Source organism: Rhizobium sp. BK008 (genome assembly GCF_014197345.1).
GTDB lineage: Bacteria > Pseudomonadota > Alphaproteobacteria > Rhizobiales > Rhizobiaceae > Rhizobium > Rhizobium anhuiense.
On sequence record NZ_JACIFK010000007.1, the window covers coordinates 99,172 to 116,235 of the forward strand.

The 17,064-nt window shown below is 62.6% G+C and carries 14 protein-coding genes; 3 read left to right on the forward strand and 11 right to left on the reverse strand.

The window, feature by feature from the left end; translation table 11 throughout:
- Position 1: 1 nt before the first annotated feature.
- The 3 genes from FHT69_RS24625 to FHT69_RS24635 all read right to left on the reverse strand — a co-directional run bounded on the left by FHT69_RS24625 (position 2) and on the right by FHT69_RS24635 (position 6,597).
- Positions 2 to 1,726 carry a type I secretion system permease/ATPase gene (locus FHT69_RS24625; RefSeq protein ID WP_183906095.1) on the reverse strand — a complete coding sequence of 575 codons (1,725 nt, stop codon included), beginning with the start codon at positions 1,724 to 1,726 and terminating at the stop codon, positions 2 to 4.
- An 82-nt stretch (positions 1,727 to 1,808) separates the two neighbouring features.
- Positions 1,809 to 4,889, reverse strand: coding sequence for a DUF5801 repeats-in-toxin domain-containing protein (locus FHT69_RS24630; protein WP_183906096.1), 3,081 nt, complete (start codon positions 4,887 to 4,889; stop codon positions 1,809 to 1,811).
- A gap of 814 nt (positions 4,890 to 5,703) precedes the next feature.
- Complete coding sequence (locus FHT69_RS24635) at positions 5,704 to 6,597, reverse strand: LysR substrate-binding domain-containing protein (RefSeq protein WP_183906097.1); 894 nt, start codon at positions 6,595 to 6,597, stop codon at positions 5,704 to 5,706.
- A 114-nt stretch (positions 6,598 to 6,711) separates the two neighbouring features.
- On the opposite strand from FHT69_RS24635, the gene FHT69_RS24640 reads away from it, so the two are divergent.
- Positions 6,712 to 7,419, forward strand: coding sequence for a glutathione S-transferase family protein (locus FHT69_RS24640; RefSeq protein WP_183906098.1), 708 nt, complete (start codon positions 6,712 to 6,714; stop codon positions 7,417 to 7,419).
- Positions 7,420 to 7,463: 44 nt separating this feature from the next.
- Here FHT69_RS24640 and FHT69_RS24645 read toward each other — a convergent pair whose 3' ends face one another.
- On the reverse strand, positions 7,464 to 7,850 hold the full coding sequence (locus FHT69_RS24645; RefSeq protein WP_063474796.1) for a RidA family protein: 387 nt from the start codon (positions 7,848 to 7,850) through the stop codon (positions 7,464 to 7,466).
- 25 nt (positions 7,851 to 7,875) lie between these two features.
- Here FHT69_RS24645 and FHT69_RS24650 point away from each other — a divergent pair, with 25 nt between their 5' ends.
- Positions 7,876 to 8,457, forward strand: a complete 582-nt coding sequence (locus FHT69_RS24650; protein WP_183906161.1) for an Lrp/AsnC family transcriptional regulator — start codon at positions 7,876 to 7,878, stop codon at positions 8,455 to 8,457.
- 38 nt (positions 8,458 to 8,495) lie between these two features.
- Here FHT69_RS24650 and FHT69_RS24655 read toward each other — a convergent pair whose 3' ends face one another.
- From FHT69_RS24655 to FHT69_RS24670, 4 genes are all read right to left on the reverse strand, one after another.
- Positions 8,496 to 8,897 (reverse strand): GFA family protein, encoded by a 402-nt coding sequence (locus FHT69_RS24655; protein WP_183906099.1) that lies wholly within the window; start codon positions 8,895 to 8,897, stop codon positions 8,496 to 8,498.
- Positions 8,898 to 9,011: 114 nt separating this feature from the next.
- Entirely contained in the window at positions 9,012 to 10,544 is a 1,533-nt protein-coding gene (locus tag FHT69_RS24660) for a S10 family peptidase (RefSeq protein ID WP_183906100.1), read from the reverse strand.
- Positions 10,545 to 10,681: 137 nt separating this feature from the next.
- On the reverse strand, positions 10,682 to 11,974 hold the full coding sequence (locus FHT69_RS24665) for a CynX/NimT family MFS transporter (protein ID WP_097631018.1): 1,293 nt from the start codon (positions 11,972 to 11,974) through the stop codon (positions 10,682 to 10,684).
- On the reverse strand, positions 11,971 to 12,648 hold the full coding sequence (locus FHT69_RS24670; RefSeq protein WP_063474793.1) for a FadR/GntR family transcriptional regulator: 678 nt from the start codon (positions 12,646 to 12,648) through the stop codon (positions 11,971 to 11,973). The genes FHT69_RS24665 and FHT69_RS24670 overlap by 4 nt, the downstream gene beginning before the upstream one ends.
- Positions 12,649 to 13,156: 508 nt before the next feature.
- Between FHT69_RS24670 and FHT69_RS24675 the strand changes: the two genes are divergently transcribed.
- Positions 13,157 to 13,969, forward strand: a complete 813-nt coding sequence (locus FHT69_RS24675) for a class II glutamine amidotransferase (RefSeq protein ID WP_063474792.1) — start codon at positions 13,157 to 13,159, stop codon at positions 13,967 to 13,969.
- A gap of 47 nt (positions 13,970 to 14,016) precedes the next feature.
- On the opposite strand, the gene coaBC is transcribed toward FHT69_RS24675, so the two are convergent.
- From coaBC to FHT69_RS24690, 3 genes are all read right to left on the reverse strand, one after another.
- The gene (gene coaBC, locus FHT69_RS24680) at positions 14,017 to 15,222 is read right to left on the reverse strand and encodes a bifunctional phosphopantothenoylcysteine decarboxylase/phosphopantothenate--cysteine ligase CoaBC (RefSeq protein WP_025570540.1); all 1,206 of its coding nucleotides are present in this window, start codon (positions 15,220 to 15,222) and stop codon (positions 14,017 to 14,019) included.
- Positions 15,223 to 15,364: 142 nt separating this feature from the next.
- Positions 15,365 to 16,114 (reverse strand): SDR family oxidoreductase, encoded by a 750-nt coding sequence (locus tag FHT69_RS24685; protein WP_063474791.1) that lies wholly within the window; start codon positions 16,112 to 16,114, stop codon positions 15,365 to 15,367.
- Positions 16,115 to 16,221: 107 nt separating this feature from the next.
- Positions 16,222 to 16,986 carry an SDR family oxidoreductase gene (locus FHT69_RS24690; RefSeq protein ID WP_025570545.1) on the reverse strand — a complete coding sequence of 255 codons (765 nt, stop codon included), beginning with the start codon at positions 16,984 to 16,986 and terminating at the stop codon, positions 16,222 to 16,224.
- Positions 16,987 to 17,064 lie beyond the last annotated feature (78 nt).

Genomic DNA, 17,064 nt, shown 5'->3' on the forward strand with positions numbered 1-17,064 from the left:
CCTATTTTGCCACGATGGTCGGCATCTGGGTGACCTTGTGGACCCGCGCGGCGAGTTCATTGAAGACATAGTCGCGTGGGCCGAAGAGGTCCTGTTGGCCTCGGTTGAGCACGAGTATTTTGTCGACCGTCTCCATGATGTTCGGTCGGTGCGCGATCAGGATAACGGTCGTGCCCGCCGCCTTGACCGTGCCGAGGGCTGCGATCAACGCCTCCTCACCGTCGCGGTCGAGGTTGGAATTGGGCTCGTCCAGGATAATGAGGGCCGGGTCGTCGTAAAGCGCCCGCGCCAACCCGATGCGTTGGCGCTGCCCGCCTGAGAGGACCGCGCCGGATTCGCCGATCTCGGTGAGGTAACCCTTCGGCAGTCCTTTGATCAGTTCGTGAACGCCCGCCAGCTGCGCGGCTTTGACCACCTTGTCGAAGACCACCGGGCTGAGCTTTGCGAAACGGCAGATGTTTTCGGAGACGGTACCGGCGAAGAGCTCGATGTCCTGCGGCAGATAACCGACATAATGACCACGGTCCTCCGCTGCCCATTGGGCAACGTCCATGCCGTCGAGCAAGGCACGCCCTCCGGATGGGCGCCAGGCACCGGCCAGTATTCGCGCCAGACTCGTCTTGCCGGCCGCGCTCTGGCCGATCAGCGCCATTGCTTCACCCGGCTCGAGGTGGAAGCTGATGCCTTTCAGGATAGGCTCGCCGCCCTGCCGGCCAAGCACGATATTGTCGGCCTCGAACCTGCCTTTCGGTCGCGGTAGTGGCAGAACCGGCGTGGCCTCCGGGTGCTGCCCGGCGACGGCGGTGAGACGCTTGTAAGCGGCGCGCGCTCCGACCGTCGCCTTCCATGTTCCGATCGCTTGTTCGACCGGGGACAATGCGCGGCCCATCAGGATTGAGGCGGAAATCATGATCCCGGGTGAAGCCTGGTTCCGAAGGACGAGATAAGCCCCAAGGCCCAGTATGGCCATTTGCAGGGCCAGCCGGTGGCAACGGGCGAGGGCTGCGATGACGCCGCCACGGTTGGCAGCAAGAACCTGTCCTTTGTTTGCCTCGTCCTGCTGGACCTTCCAACCCTCCAGCAGTGGCTTCAACATGCCCATTGCCTGCACGACCTCGGCGTTTCGGATTGCCGCCTCGGCCTGGACGTATGCCCGCGACTGCGCGCTTGCAGCCTCGGTCAACGGCTTGCGTGTGAGGTATTCGTTGAGCAACGCCAACGCAAACAGGACGATCCCGCCGCACAGCGCCAGCCAGCCCAGCCAAGGGTGCATGAAGAATATGGCGGCGAAAAACAGCGGCGCCCAAGGTGCGTCAAGGATAGGGAAGATGCTCGGGCTGGTGAAGAAATTCCGCACCTGGTCGAGGTCGCGCAGCGGCCGGGCATTGGCCTGGCCGGGCGCCGTGGCGGCATATTCCACCGATGCGGTCAGGAGAACCGGCGCCAGGCGCGCGTTCATCCACGATCCGACGGTTGCCAGAAGACGCCCGCGCACCACCTCCAGCCCCGCCATTGTCGCCAGGGCCGCCGCCGCCATCAGCGACAGCATCAGCAAGGTCTCCAGGCTGTGGCTGGACAAGACGCGGTGGTAGACCTGCAGCATATAAAGCGCCCCGGTCAGCATCAGCATGTTGATGCCGGCGCTGAACCAGACCAGCGGCCGGATGGCGCGTCTGGCTTCTTTCATCACCACCTGCAGGGCAGGGGGCTGTTGGTTTGTTTTCATCACTATGTCTCTGGTGTACGAGATTACACAGCATGCAAAGACAGTACGGGGGCAGCCTCGGCTGCCCCCGTTTGCTCAAGTGTCAGGCGACGTCGACAAGGATGTGCTGCATCGCTGTCTGGTCCCCATCCGCGTCCGCCACCTGGAAGGCGAAGTCGAGATTGGCATTCGGCGTCTCGGTCACCGTCGAGGTGAAGCCGATATCCGTGATCTTCAGCACGTCGTTATCGGTGGCGTCGAAGTTCACCAGACTGGTGGTCGCATTGCTGCCGCCGCCAGAGCCGGTCGTCCTGTTCAGGTCGATCGCCGTATTGTTGCCGGTGATCCCGTTGCCCGACTGCATGATCTGGACACCCTGCAGCACGTAGTCTTCGCCGGCGGCGTTGTAGTCGTTCTGCTCGACGATCACGAGGCCGTCATTATTGTCGAGCGTGAACTCGCTATTGTACGGGGCCGGCACCTGACCCGTCCTGTAGATGTCGGCATTCGACACATACATGGCCCGGGTGATCGTCGCGTTGTCGTCCGCAGTGCCGGCGATGTTGTCGGCGCCGTTCATGTCGATCAGGTTGAGGATCAGCATCAGGTCCTCGCTGTTGCCGATGCCGTCGAACTTGATGGCCATGGTGCCGGCGGTCGCTGTCGGGGCGGTGGCCTCGTTGGCAATGCCGACATTGCTGTTGAAGAACCGCAATGTGAGCAGTTCGTCTTTCTGGATCGTGTCGCCGGCGACACCGTTGGTGCTCTGCGTCGCAGACACCCACGTCTCATTGTTGTTGCTGACCATCTCGTGGCCACCGATGGTGAAGGTGGCGTCGGCCGATGTGCCTTCGCCATTGTTCGTCAGGCGGAACGGGTTGGATCTGTCGATCGCGTTGCCCGTGAACTGCACGTAGAAGTCTTCATCGGCAGCCGTGTTCGGGTCGTCCGCCTGCAGCCGTTCCACCACGATCTGCGGATGGCCGGTATTGCCCGTGGGCTCCTTGGACAAGAGCTCGCTGGTGTGGAGAACGTCGAAGGTGAAGCCTTCGAGCGGGTCGGTCAGGTTGATGGTATAGGTGTCGGCGACCTTGTCGAAGACCAGGGTGCCTCCTGCGGTGCCCGTCTGGACGCCCGCCGCCGGGTCCTTGTCATAGGTGAAGGTGAAGTTGAACGTCGCGGAGGTGAGGTTCTCCGACGCAAGCGTCACATTCGAGGTGAGGAGGTTGCCTCCGCCGCCGCCGGTGATCGTGCCGGTCAGTCCGATCTGGACGCCGGCCGCGCCATTCTGATCGACGAAGTCGGAACCGCCGCCGGTGTAGAATGCGGCCGTGTGAACATCCGCGCCGATGTTGTAGCCGAAGGCTCCGCTGGCCGATGCGTTGAGCACATTCGCCAGGGTCTCATGCTGGATGCCCGTGATAGCGGGGTTGCCATCGAACGGCACGGTGATCGTCGGTCCGTCATCCTCGAAGTTGAAGTTCTGGCCGATATTGTGGGTGGCTGTGGCCTGATCGCCATCACCGTCGGTGATGGTCGCCGTCAGAGTGACGAGGTCGGCGGCAGCCAAGGTCCTGCTATCGTCCGGGTTGGTGGCGTCGGCGTGAACGACCGCCCGGGCCTGGTCGAGGGTGACGACGCCGGCAGCGCTGACGCTGACGGTGAAGACGATCGCACCAGCAGCCGAGCCGGCACGGCCGACGACGTTGCCGCCTTCGATGAAGAGCAGGACGGACTGGCCGGTTTCGGTGTCGGTGAGACCGCTGACATTGGTGACCTGGTTGATGCCGAGCGCATAGGTGATGTCGTCGCCATCTGCACCGGCATTGGAGGTGAAGAAGGTCGAGAAGTCGGCGCTGTCGTTGCCGGCCAGGTTGGTCTCGTCGACCGTCAGCTCCGGGGGGACGCCGGTTGCCGTCATCGTCGGTCCGTCGTCGTCGAAGTTGATGAAGGAGCCGACCTCTTCGTTATAAGCGTTGCTGACCTCACCGCCATAATGCACTTCCTTGACATCGAAAAAGTCATGCTCGGTGTCGATATTCGCGATGGTAAAGCGGTCAAAGGTTCCGCCAGCCCCGCCCGCGGTGGTGAAATCGATCGTCACGCCCTCGCCGACATTCTCCAGGATCAGGCCATTGCCGGTGAGGTTGACGGTGATGCCGAGCGCCGCGGCAGTCGTTGCGACGCCGTTCAGTTTGAAGGTCACGCCGGTGATATTGATCTCGGTATCATTGTCGTCACCGGGGAACGCCGCGCCTTCAACATTGTCGTTGTTGTTATAGGCATGGATTTCGATGTCAGCCAGGCTGTCGGTCGGCGTGGACTGCGAGATCGTAAAACCCGCGCTGGAGACGTTCTCGAGGTGAGAGCCGTAGTCAGGCGCGGTTGGCGTGTCGGTAAAGTCTTTGCCCGCGCTCTGGGTGCCGCCGGTGATCAAGTCGATTTGAAGCTCGCGGCCGAAGCGGACGTCTTGCGATGCGACACCGAAGCCTTGCGTGCTGACATTGACTTCCGCTTGCACGTCGGCGTCGTGAGCCGTGACGAGAATCTTCTGCGGACTCGCTGCATCGGCGTCGAGAATATACCAGTTGTTGTGTCCGGACGGGGCGTCGTCAAGCTGGCTGAAATTCACCACCGACGTTCCGGTGACCGAGGCGAATACCTTGTTGGTCAGATCGATGCGGTCGTCGGGGTTGGTCGCATCGGTATGGAGCAAGGGCACGTATTGAACCGTATAGAGGTCCGCATTGGTGGCGCTGGTGCTGATCAGTGCGAGCGAGAAGGCAAGCGGCCCGGTCTCTGCGGGTTCGGCGAGCGGGTTGGCAGTACCAATGACGCCGATCACGACGTTTGGATGCGTCGGATCCTGGAACAGCCAGACATAATTGCCATCCACCGTCCGGATGCCGCTGTTGACGCCGACTGTGGTGGAAAACGGGGTCCCGGAAGAATTCTGTGTGAGAACGACCGAGGTGATGGTTTCTCCAGCGCTCGCCGATGCGACCACGAAGTTGCTCTGGTAGGCGACCTCCGGTGAGGCTAGCCCGCCCGCAGCGTCGAGACCCAACAGATATTGCAGCGTGGTGTTGCCGACGTGCGGCGGAGCAGAGGGGCTGATATCGTCGTCGGTCAGACCGGCGGTTTCATCGATGATGATGTCTTGGGTCGTGATGTCGAGTGCCATGGAGATTCTCCCTCAGATTGGATCGCATTAAGAGGAGGGATACAATCCTTAGGTGCAAAAATGCACCCGCCCGGGTCTACCCCTTGCGCATTGAACTTACGGCGCTCAATTGACTGCCGCTGTCTCGGCGATCGAGAGCACTAGTCCATTTCAGCTTGAGGGCATTAAGACCAAAGTCCATGTGTGTATTAAGACCAAAGTCCCAATCGAGAGGTTGAAAACAACTCCAAATCTTACTTTCTCAAAAAATACAAGAGATAGTTGGTAAGGTTCGGAATAAATCTAAGAAAGACTGGCGACAACCCCTCGTGCCCACGCGAGAATTTCTTCTCAACTTTATATATACTGCAAATTCATCTGAAATGCACTTAGACAGTTTGAGCTGCAAGCAAAGCGATAATGAGCCGCGTTGCGCCTTTTTCTGTGTGTTCACGGCGGAATACATCGCATCCGTATCTGCCGAGTACCCGCGGCGTCACGGATAGTCGAAAACACAAGACAGTCTTCTGGTTGTGATAAGAAAGGTAAGTTGGGATAAGAAGAAGCTAAAGTGACCTCGGGAGCGAGCAGCGACTTACAGTCTCGCCGGAAGACGGCTCGTCGGCGGTCTGTGTTCCTCGCGTAGGACGGTTTCTCGCTGCTTTATGAGTCCGAGCGTTATCCGGCGCTCAAGATGGTCGCCATCAAGGAATATCACGCCGCCAAGGCGGCGTGATCGCCAAAGCAATCCCAGGAAAAGTGTGAAACGGTTTTCCGTCCGGGATTGCGGAAGGATAAAAGATCACGGCAATCCCAGGAAAAGTGCGAAGCGGCTCTAGCCGCCGAGCTGTTCCGCCAGGAAATCGACGACGGCGCGCACTGCCGGCAGCTGGCCGCGCCGGTGCGGCATCAGGATCGTCGTCTCGATACTGCCAGCCGTCCATTCCGGCAGCACCCGCACCAGCCGCCCGTCTGCCAGCGCCTTCCGGCAGACGGATGTCGGCAGGCAGGTAATGCCAAGCCCGGCAGCGGCCGTTTCCATCAGGACATAGGGCTCATCCGCCGCCATGACGGATTGCAGCGAGACCAGCGCCTCATCGCCGTGATCGGTGTAGAGCCGCCACTGATTTTCGGTCAGGCTGGTCATGATCGTTGCGTGCTCCGCCAGTTCCTCCGGCCGGTGCGGTTGCCCGTGCGTGCTGATATAATCCGGCGAAGCGAGAATGAGGAAAGGGTGGCTGGCGAGCTTGCGCTGCACCAGCGCCGAATCCGGCAGCGGCCCGCGGTGGCTGCGCAGCGCTATATCGAAGCCTTCCTGCACGATATCGACGAAGCGGTCGGTTACATGCACGGAAAGCCGGAGCTTCGGATAGCGTGCCGCCAGCGCCGGCAGATGTTCCGTCAGGGTAAACTGCGCCGTCGGCACCGAGGCGGTGAGACGAACGCTGCCGGCCGGTTCGGCCAGATGCCGCCGCACGATGCCCTCGGCCATCTCCGCCTCGATGATCGAGGCCTGGGCATGCTGAAAGAATTCCCGGCCGAGCTCGGTCAGCGCGAAGCTGCGCGACGTGCGCTGGATCAGCCGGACGCCGAGGCGCCCCTCCAGCTCGGCAACCCGTTTGCTCACCGTCGATTTCGGAATGCCGAGATGCCTGGCCGCGGCGGTAAAACTGCCGCTGTCGACGGCCTGCACGAAGAGATGAAGATCGTTGAGGTTGAAAAGCGCCATGATCATCTTCCATCAATGTAGACATTGCGATGCATTTATAGCCTCTATCGCAAGATCGTCCACATCAGCACATTGATCATGTCAAAAACGGGTCAATTCTGAAAGGAACGATTGATGTCACCCATATTGTTTTACGGCGTGCCGGAAGGCTGCTCCTTCGGCTCGATCGTCGCACTGGAATGGTCGGGCCTGCCTTATCGGCTCTGCCGCGTCGAGATGCCGGAAATGGTCTCCACCGATGACTACGTCAGGATCAACGCAGTCGGCGAAACGCCGTCGCTGCTGCTCGAGGATGGCAGGACGATCAGCGAAAGCATGGCGATCCTCCACCATATCGGCGCTCGAGCGATCGGCAACGGTCTGGGCTTTGCGCAGGGGTCGGAGGATTTCGATCGTCTGAACCAGATGCTCGCCTTTCTCAACACCACCTTCTTCAAGGCCTTCGGCCCGCTCTGGTATGCGTTCGAACACCCGCTGGAGCCGCAGCAAAAGCAGGCCCTCACCGCCTATGGCATCGCAGCGGTCGAAAAGGCGCATCAGACGCTGGAGCGTCTGCTCGATGCGCGTGAATGGCTTCTCGGCAACGGGCCGAGCCTGGCGGATGCCTATTTCGTCGGGATCGCTCGCTGGAACGATTTCCACAAGGTCGTCGACCGCCGACAGTTTCCTGGCCTGCACCGTCTCTATGAGCGCATGCAGCAGGAGCCGGCCGTGCGTTTTGCCCATGCGATCGAGCATCGGCAGGAGGCGAAAAGCAGCGGCGGTTTCCGCGGCGAGGTCGATCTGGCCGAGGCGCTCGGCCTGTTGAAACAGGCGGCCTGAAAACCATGGCCATCGCATCTTCGGGTGCGATGGCCAATGTTCAATCAGCCGGCAGCGACGATCTCGATTTCGACCAGCCAGTCGTCGCTGAGCGTTTCGACGATGATGGCTGTGGTCGGTACGGCGCGGCCGCCAAGTGCCCGAAGGCGGGCATTCTGGTTCGCCTCCACAAAGGCACCGTCGCGCAGATAGCTCGTCAGCCGCACGATATTGTCGACGGTCATATCAGCCGAGGCGAGGATGGTGCGCAGATTGGACCAGATGAGCTCCAATTGCCCGTCCAGGTCGACGCCCGCCATTCCCTCTTGATCGAGACCCATCGTGCCGCTGACGAAGAGCAGCCGCGTGGGATGCCTGACCTCCAGCGCATGGATGTAGTCGGGGCTCGCCGGATAGATCCCGCTTGCCGGATTGCGCTCGATCATCTGCATGCGATTTGCCTCCCCTAATATTCTGTTGAAGAATGCCAGTATTGACGATTATTTTTCGGCAAGAAGGGGATTTTACCGAATGGCGAAAAATACAGAGGATCTTCGGCAAAGACGTGCACGGCAGCCGGCCATCGATGTCTTCGACCGAAAAATATTAGCGGCGCTCGCCACCGACAGCAGCCAGAGTTATGCTAGGCTTGGCGAAGCGGTCGGCCTGTCGGCGCCGGCCGTGCATGAGCGCGTGCGCCGTCTCCGGCAATCCGGCGCGATCAAAGGCGTGCATGCCGCGCTGGATGGCGCCGCGCTTGGCAAACCGTTGCTTGCTTTCGTGCATGTGGAGGCGGCCGGCTGGGGCAAGAGCGAGCGGCTGATGCAGGTCCTGCGGTTTCCCGAGGTCGAGGAGATGCATTCGGTCGCCGGCGATGCCAGCGTTCTCTTCAAGGTCCGCACGGCGAGCCCGCAGGACTTGGAGGCTTTTCTGGCGCAGATCCATGCCGTTCCCGGTGTCACCGGCACCCGCAGCTATATCGCCCTTTCCACCTATCTGGAACGTCCGGTCCAGGCCGGCGTCACCGACAGCTGGCCTGATATGCCGCGGCCGGGATAGACAGGCGCTCTGGTTTCCCGGCTAAGCGTCCTGCCGCTTTAATCCTCGCCCTCGAAGCGCGGCAGGTGCTCGATATTCTCCACCCCTGCCAGGGCCGAGCGGCACCATATCTGTTTCTTGGGCGTCAGTTCCCGCCGCTGGTCGATGCTGCCGACGCGGATGCCGATCGCGCCGCCTTCGCCGTCGGTGCGGTAAAGCGGCGATCCGCAATTCGGGCAGAAGAATTGCCGGCTGAGACCGCCGCTGTCGCCATATTTTGCGTAGCCTCTCGGTTCGCCCGACAGGAGCGTCAAACTGTCCGGCCGCGCCGGTGCGGTGACGCGATAGGCCGAGCCGGTCAGCCGCTGGCAATCGGTGCAATGGCAGATCGAAATCCGCTCCGGATCGATCTCCGCCTTATAGCGGATTGCGCCGCAATGGCATCCCCCGGTGATATGCATCGGTTACTTCCTCAAAGCATGTCGCGCAAAAATGTACTGCGGTTTTGCGATCATGAGATGCGATAAACAAAGAACCAAAGCGTGGCAGGCGAACCTGAAAGATCGCCCCACGCCTCAGTCCGCCGGCTGCGCGCCTGGCCGTGTGGCATAGAAGGCCTTGGCATCGGCCGTGAAGGCGGCCCGCTGATCGGCTTTGGTATAGAACATATGGCCGCCGCGATAAAGTTTCAGCCCGACGCGGCCGCCGGCGAGCGACGGCGGCAGATGATCGACGACATAGCGGCTGACGCTGTAGGGCGTCACCAGATCGCTGTAGCCATGCGCGATCAGCAGATGGAATGCCGGGTTCGAGGCGAGCAGCTGCCGGATGTCGTCGGTGGCGCTGGCCTGGAGGCGGGATCCGCCGCTGCGTCCTCCGCCCCATTCCCAGCGCCGGCTGATATCGCCTTCGAGCAGCGTATAGGTCATCTCCGTCCTGAAGCCGAGTTGGTTGCGGGCATAGTCGGCAAAGGCGCCGCCATAGGCGCGGGTGAAGCCATCGAGGATGGCGTCGTTGCCGCGATCGTAGTCCGATTCCGGATAGGGATCGGGAGCTGCAAAGGAGGCGTCGTAGGCGCTCATCACCTCGCCGCTGCCCGCGTCGGAATGTTTGACGAAGGAATTGCCGAGGAAGCCGCGGTTGCGGGTGACAATATCCTCGGGAATGCCCGTCAGCTTGGCGACCCTGCCATAGAAGGCGGCGGCCTCGGCGCCCGTCGGCGGCGGTCCGGCCAGCGTCGTCAGATAGTCGCCGAGCGCGAAGGTCTCGGCCTGCTTCTGCGTCTCTTCGTCGAAAGCCTTATGCCGGTCGAGTTCGGCGGCCGCCAAAGACGGCAGTTCGAGGGCTGCGCCGAGCGCGAACTGGTCGGCATTGAACATCAGCTGGCCTTCGAGCAAGGGAGAAAGCATCACCGCGCCGGCGACGATGATGCCTTGGCTTTCCTGCAGCGCCGAGGCGACCTTGGCGGCGCGGAAGCCGCCATAGCTTTCACCGAGAAGATATTTCGGCGAGTTGGAGCGGTTGTTGTGCGCGACATAGAGCGCGATCGCCTTGGCGATGCTCTCAGCATCGGCATTGACGTTGTAATAGTTGGAGGCGTCGTCCGCCTTGACCGTCCGGCTCCAGCCCGTGCCGATCGGATCGATCAGCACGAGATCGGTGAAATCGAGCCAGCTCTGCTTGTTGTCGACGAGTTTCGCATTGGCGCCGTCGCGTCCATCCGGCCCGAAATCGAGCACTTCAGGCCCGACCAACCCAAGATGCAGGAAGGCGGAAGCCGCACCCGGCCCACCATTGAAGGCAAAGGTCAGAGGCCGGTTGGCCCCGCCATCCCCAGCGACATAGGCAGTGTAGAAGATCGCGCCGGTCTGCGCGCCGTCCTGGCCGAAGAGTTCAAGCGTGCCGGCGGTGGCGGTATAGGCGAGTTTCCGGCCGCCGATCGTCAGCTCGTGCTCGGTGACGGAATCGGCCGGCAGCAGCTTCAGCACGCCGTCGCGCGCGCCGCTCTGGATATTGGCCCTCGGCTGACCGCTTTCCTGCGCATGAGAAAGGGCAGGGGCCAGCATTGCCGCAAGCGCGGCAAGCAGAAACAGGGTTCGGATGCGCAAGATGTCTCCTCCGGCGATGGGAATGAGAGGCTGAGATAGCGTAGCATCCGCGGCCGGCGACGGGCATCAAGAGATGGTGATGGGCCAGTGAATGAACCAATGAACGAACCGGTGAACGAGTGAGCTGAGCGTGCGGCTCAGCCTGTCTTCTCGACCGCATGGACGTTCACTTCGATTGCCCGGCCGGCCTTCCAGCCGTTGATCGCCGCGCCGAGCCCGAGCGCGACGAAGAGGGCGGCGCACCAGGAAAAACTTCCGGTCCAGCCGCGGATGAGACCGACGATGAGTGGGCCGATGGCGGCAAGCAGGTAACCGACGCATTGCGCCATGCCGGAAAGATGGGCGGCGACATCGGGATCGCGCGAGCGCAGCACGATCGTCGTCATGGCCGCCGCGATCAGCCCACCCTGACCGATGCCCTGCAGCACTGCCCACAGCCAGACTGTCGACAGCGGCGCAAAGAGCAGGCCGAGCAGGGCGGTGACGGCGACGCCGCAGAGGCTCGCATTGATCAGCCGCTGGTCGCGGCCGCGCACCGCGATATGCGGCACGATCAGGCAGGATGCGGCCTGCACCATCACCGACAGGGAAACGATCGCCCCGGCGGTGACGCCGTCGAGTCCGCGTTCGCGCAAGATCGGAACCAGCCAGCCGAAGACGCAATAGGCAAGTGCCGATTGCAGCCCCATGAACAGCGTGACCTGCCAGGCGAGCCGGTCGCGCCAGAGGCCTTTGACGTGGAAGCCATTTCGTCTTGCCTGCCGGCCGCTGCGAAGAACCTCAGGCAGCCAGAGCAGGCTGACGATCAGGGCGGGCAGCGCCCAGATGGCGAGCGCGCCCGCGAGAGACCCGCCCAATCCATGCTCGATCGGCAGCGTCAGCCCGGCCGCACTTGCCGCACCGGCGCAAAGCGCCATCGTGTAGAAACCGGTCATCAGCGCGGCGCGCCCGGCGAAATCCCGCTTCACCAGCCCCGGCAGCAGCACGTTGCCGACAGCGATACAGGCGCCCGCAAGGGCCGTGCCGATGAAGAGCAGCGGCACCGAGGAAAGTCCGCGCAATGCAGTGCCGAGCGCGAGAAGCAGCAGAACGCCGAGCAGCGTGCGCTCAGTCCCGAGGCGCTGGGCAAGACGAGGCGCAAGCGGCGAAAAGGCGCCGAGGCAGACGACCGGAAGCGTCGTCAGCAGGCTGGCGCCCAGCGCGCTGAGGCCGAGCTCCGAGCGGATTTCCGGCAGCAGCGCCGAGGCGCTCGAAAAGACCGGGCGCAGGTTGAAGGCGATCAGCACCAGGCATGCGCCGAGCAGGAAACGACCCGCAGCTCCCCGCTTCGACATTGCCTGCGGCGGCGGAAGGCTGCCGGTCTCGGCGTCGATCAGCAGTTCGTCGGCCGCCTCGAGCGTGCTGGCAGCATGGTTGAAAGGCGTGTTCATGACAGGATCATCCGGTCGAGTGCGGCAAGAACCGGCGCCATGAAACGGCGCACCGCCGCGTCCGCCTTGTCGGCATCGCCGGTCTCGATGGCGTCGACGATATTGGCATGCGCCTGCATATCGGGTTCCGGAATATCCTTGCCGAGCGTTGCCGCGATGGTGTCGGCAATCGAGGCCGAGAAGAAATCATAGATCTCGATCATCGCCCGGTTGCCGGAAGCGGCGATGACGGCCTTGTGGAAGGCGAGGTCGCGTTCGATGAAGGCGGCCTGATTGCCGCCATCGTAATTGCCGCGTTCGGCAAGCAGCCTGCGCAGCTCGGCCACCGTTTCCGGGGTCTTGCGGATCGCCGTCAGACGGGCTGCCTCGACGTCGAGTGCGCATCGCGCCTCGAACTGGTCGCGCAGGCTGGCGCGCCGTGCCATCGTCAGCGGCCGGCCGGCATCGCGGGTCGAACGGACATAAGTTCCCGAGCCCTGGCGGGTTTCGAGATAACCTTGCGAGACGAGAACGCGCACTGCCTCGCGCACCGTGCCGCGGCTGACGGACAGCATGGCTGACAGCGAGGCTTCATTCGGCAGTTTCTCGCCGACCGCCCAGCGTTTGCCGAGAATGTCGCCGCGAATCGCCTCGATCGCCTCATCGGCGAGATTGGTCTTGCTGAGTGCCCGCATTCCATTACTCATAAAGTCATCCGATGACTTTATGAGTAATGGAATTTCGAAATTCCGTCAATTTGAAATCCGGGCATTAAAAAAGGGTCGCCTCAGCGACCCTTTCCATGAGTTTGGCCTCGAACTGGCCTGGACTGTCTATGCAGCCCCAGGAAGGCGGGGATTAGAGCGAGGGCTGCCTCGCCTTCTTCACCTCTTCCATGCCCGTTACGAGGTCCGAAATCTCATTAGACATTGGATCACCTTCCTTTCGTTCTGTTGCTGATGACTTAAAGTTAGGCTGATTCTTCACAGATGCAAGAAGAAATTCTACATAGGACGCAACCCTGGGCAATGCGGATGTTCACGAGAGAACACAGTGTTTCGCAGAATTTGAAGATGCCGGACGCCACGAAACTGTCATCTTGCGCTTGCAAACCGGCGGCGCGTTAAGCTGTTATTAGCCGCGAGATCAGACAATTTAGAGTATTCCCGCCGGTGCGGCGGCGGGTTCCGGAGCAAGAAAGCCATGTGTCGCTGGGCAGCCTATCGTGGAGACCCTCTCTATCTCGAGGAACTGGTATCCTCGCCTGCCCATTCCCTGATCGAGCAGTCCCATTGCGCCACCCGCGCCAAGACGGCGACCAATGGCGATGGCTTCGGCATCGCCTGGTATGGTGACCGGCCCGAGCCCGGCCGCTACCGCGATATCCTGCCGGCCTGGTCGGATTGCAATCTGAAGAGCCTGGCGCGCCAGATCCGTTCGCCGCTCTTTCTCGCCCATGTCCGCGCTGCGACCGGCGGCGGCACGCGCCGCGACAATTGCCACCCCTTCACCCATGACACCTGGTCCTTCATGCATAACGGCCAGATTTCCGGCTTCGAGCGGCTGCGCCGGCCGATGGAGGCGATGCTCGACGACGATCTGTTCAATGCCCGCGGCGGCACGACCGATTCCGAACTGATGTTCCTGCTGGCGCTGCAGTTCGGTCTGCGCGAGGCGCCGGTCGCCGCGATGGCTCACATGATCGGTGTCGTCGAGAACCTTGCCGAAAGTGTCATCGGCTCGATCCTGCTGCGCTTTACCGCTGCCTTCTCCGATGGCAGCACGCTCTATGCGATCCGTTATGCCACCGATCGCAAGGCGCCGACGCTCTATGCCTCACCCGTCAGCGCCGGTTATTGCCTCGTCTCCGAGCCGTTGAACGATGATGTCGACGCCTGGGCGGAAATTCCGGACGGCAGCGCCGTCACCATCGGCAAAGACGGCATCGACGTCGCCGACTTCCGGCCGGAGAAGCGCAATGCGGTCAAGCCGCAGCGCCTGGCTATTCCTGCCTGAGCCGCTCGCGATTAGCTGAGCCACTCGACGTCAGCCGAGCCGCGCGATCAGCGGAGCCGCTGGGCGATCAGCGCCGCGAGCCTTTCGGCAACCTCTTCCTTCGCCAGGTCGGGCCATTGCTCGACGCCGTCGCGGCGAACGAGTTTGACGCTGTTGCGGCTGCCGCCCATGATCCCGGTGGCGGGAGAGACGTCATTGGCGACGATCATGTCGGCGCCCTTCCTCTCGAGCTTCGCCTTCGCATTGCTTTCCACGTCCTGCGTCTCGGCGGCAAAGCCGATGACCAGCTTCGGCCGCATCGTATGATGGCCGACGGTTTTCAGGATGTCCGGATTTTCGGTCAGCGCCAGCGTCGGAATGGATTCGCCGGGATGTTTCTTCAGCTTCTGGTCTGCCGCCGAGGCGACGCGCCAGTCCGCTACCGCCGCCACCATCACGGCGACGTCGGCCGGCAGCGCTGCAAGCACCGCATCACGCATTTCCTCGGCCCGCTCGACGTGGATGACGTTGACGCCGACCGGATCGGCGATCGTCACCGGTCCCGATACCAGCGTCACCTCCGCCCCGAGCTTTGCAAGGGCTGCGGCGATCGCATGCCCCTGCCGGCCGGAGGAGCGGTTGGCGATGTAACGCACCGGATCGATCGGCTCATGCGTCGGTCCTGAGGTGACGATTGCCTTGCGCCCCTTGAGCGGCTTTTCTCCGTCGTCGAGCAGGGTTTCGGCGGCCGCCACGATCTCCAGCGGCTCCGCCATCCGGCCGAGCCCCGTCTCCCGGCTTTCCGCCATCTCGCCGGCCATCGGCCCGACGAAGCGGATGCCGTCGGCCCTGAGCATCGCGGCATTCCGCCGGGTCGCCGGATGCGCCCACATGGCCGGATTCATTGCCGGTGCGGCAAGCACCGGCCTGTTGGTTGCCAGCAGCACGGTCGAGGCAAGATCGTCGGCAAGCCCGTTCGCCATCTTCGCCATCAGATCGGCCGTGGCAGGGGCGATCAGCACGAGATCGCAGTCGCGCGCCAGCCTGATATGACCGATATCCTGTTCGTCCTGCCGCGAAAACAGATCGAGGAACACATGGTCCGCCGCCAGCGCACCGACGGCCAGCGGCGTGACGAATTCTTGCGCCCCGCGGGTCATCACCGGGCGCACGCTGGCGCCGCGCTCGCGCAGCCGGCGGATCAGATCCAGGCTCTTATAGGCGGCGATGCCGCCGGAGATGATGAGGAGGATGCGTTTTCCGCTGAGAGCCATGGCTTTTTCTACCCGTCGCCTTTTCTGACCGGCCCCGACCCTAAGCCTTTGGCGGAGAACATGCAATCACGCGGCGACAGGCATCGGCCGCAGTCGGCGGGTGCTGCCCCGTTCATGGACGTCAGCCGCCATTTTCGTGGGGTCAGAGGTTGCTCATCCCGCCGTCGATGACGAGTTCGCTGCCGACGATATAGGCGGCCTCATCGGAGGCGAGAAAGATGATCGTCTTCGCGACTTCGCTGGGGCTCCCGAAGCGGCCGACAGGGATTTGGGACTGGATCTGCGCGGTCATCGCCTTGGAATCGGCTTCCGACGCCCCGAGCTTGCTGTAGAGCGGCGTGGCGATCGGCCCCGGGCTGACGGCGTTGACCCGGATACCGCGGCCGATGAGTTCGCCCGACAGGGTCTTGGCAAGCGTCAGCAATGCGCCCTTCGTCAGTGAATAGACGCTGGAGTTCGGCATGCCGATATGGGCGTTGATCGAGGTATTGAGCACGATCGCGGCCTGTTTCGAAAAGATCGGCAGTAGCGACTGGATCAGGAAGAACGGCCCCTTGACATTGATCGCTACCGACCTGTCGAAGGCGGCTTCGCTCCACTGTTCCAGCGGCCCGAATTCGGCGACACCGGCATTGACGAAGAGGATGTCGAGCGTGCCGAAAGCCTCTTTCACGGTATCGGCGACGGCCTTTTGGCCGGCCGCATCGCCGGCATCGGCCTGGATGACGATCGCTTGGTCGCCGAGTTCGCGACGGGCGGCTTCGACGCTTGCGGCACTGCTGCCGGTAACGACGACACGGGCGCCTTCGGCAATGAATTGACGGGCGGTTTCGATGCCGATGCCGCTGGTGCCGCCGGTGATGAGGGCTGTCTTGTTCGGAAGACGTGACATGATGCGTTCCTTCAATCGGATGTGGGGCCGCGGCCCGGGGTCAGTGGGAGAATGTTCCGGAAAAGGCGGCGCGACAATCCGGAGCGGGTCATCGCGCTTGGCTTTCGTCAGGTGCGGGTGATCGAGGCGCCGCCGTCGACCAGCGAAGCCGTGCCGGTGACGAAGCTCGCATCGTCGGAGGCGAGGTAGAGAACCGAGCGGGCAAGTTCTTCGGGAGTTGCGACGCGCTTCAGCGCATGCAGGTTGGTGACGAAGGCCTGTTTGTCGGGCGTATCGTTCATGTCCCGATACATGTCGGTATCGACAGCACCCGGCAGGATGGCATTGACCCGCACGCCCTGCTGGCCGAACTCGGCGGCAAGCGCCTGCGTTAGTCCGATCAGGCCGGATTTGCTGGCGGCATAGGCGGCAACGCCCGGGAAGGCGAAGCTGTAGCCGACGAAGGTCGAGGTGAAGATCACCGAGCCGCCGCCATTTTCCACCATCGCGCCGATCTGGTGTTTGGCGGCGAGGAAGGAGGCCGTCAGGTTGATCGCCAGCGCCTCGCTGAAGCCTGCTTCGGAAACGGCGGTGCTCGGGCCGGCTTCGCCCAGCGTGCCGGCATTGTTGAAGGCGATGTCGAGCTTGCCGTAATGCGTCACGGCGGCCGCGACCAGCGCCTTGTGATAATCTTCCGAGCGCACGTCGCCGGCAATGGCGATGGCCTCGCCGCCCTCTGCCTTGATCTCCGCGACCAAGCTGTCGAGTTCACGCTCGCGGCGGGCACCGACGACGATCCTGGCGCCTTCGGCGGCGAAGAGCTTTGCCGTGGCGCGGCCGATGCCGGAGCTTGCGCCGGTGACGATCGCGACCTTGTTGTTCAAGCGGTTCATGGTTCCATCTCCTGATCTTGAGGTGAGGCGGCCCCTGCCGTCTCTTTCGATGAAGGGAAGATGGCATTTTCCTCTCGT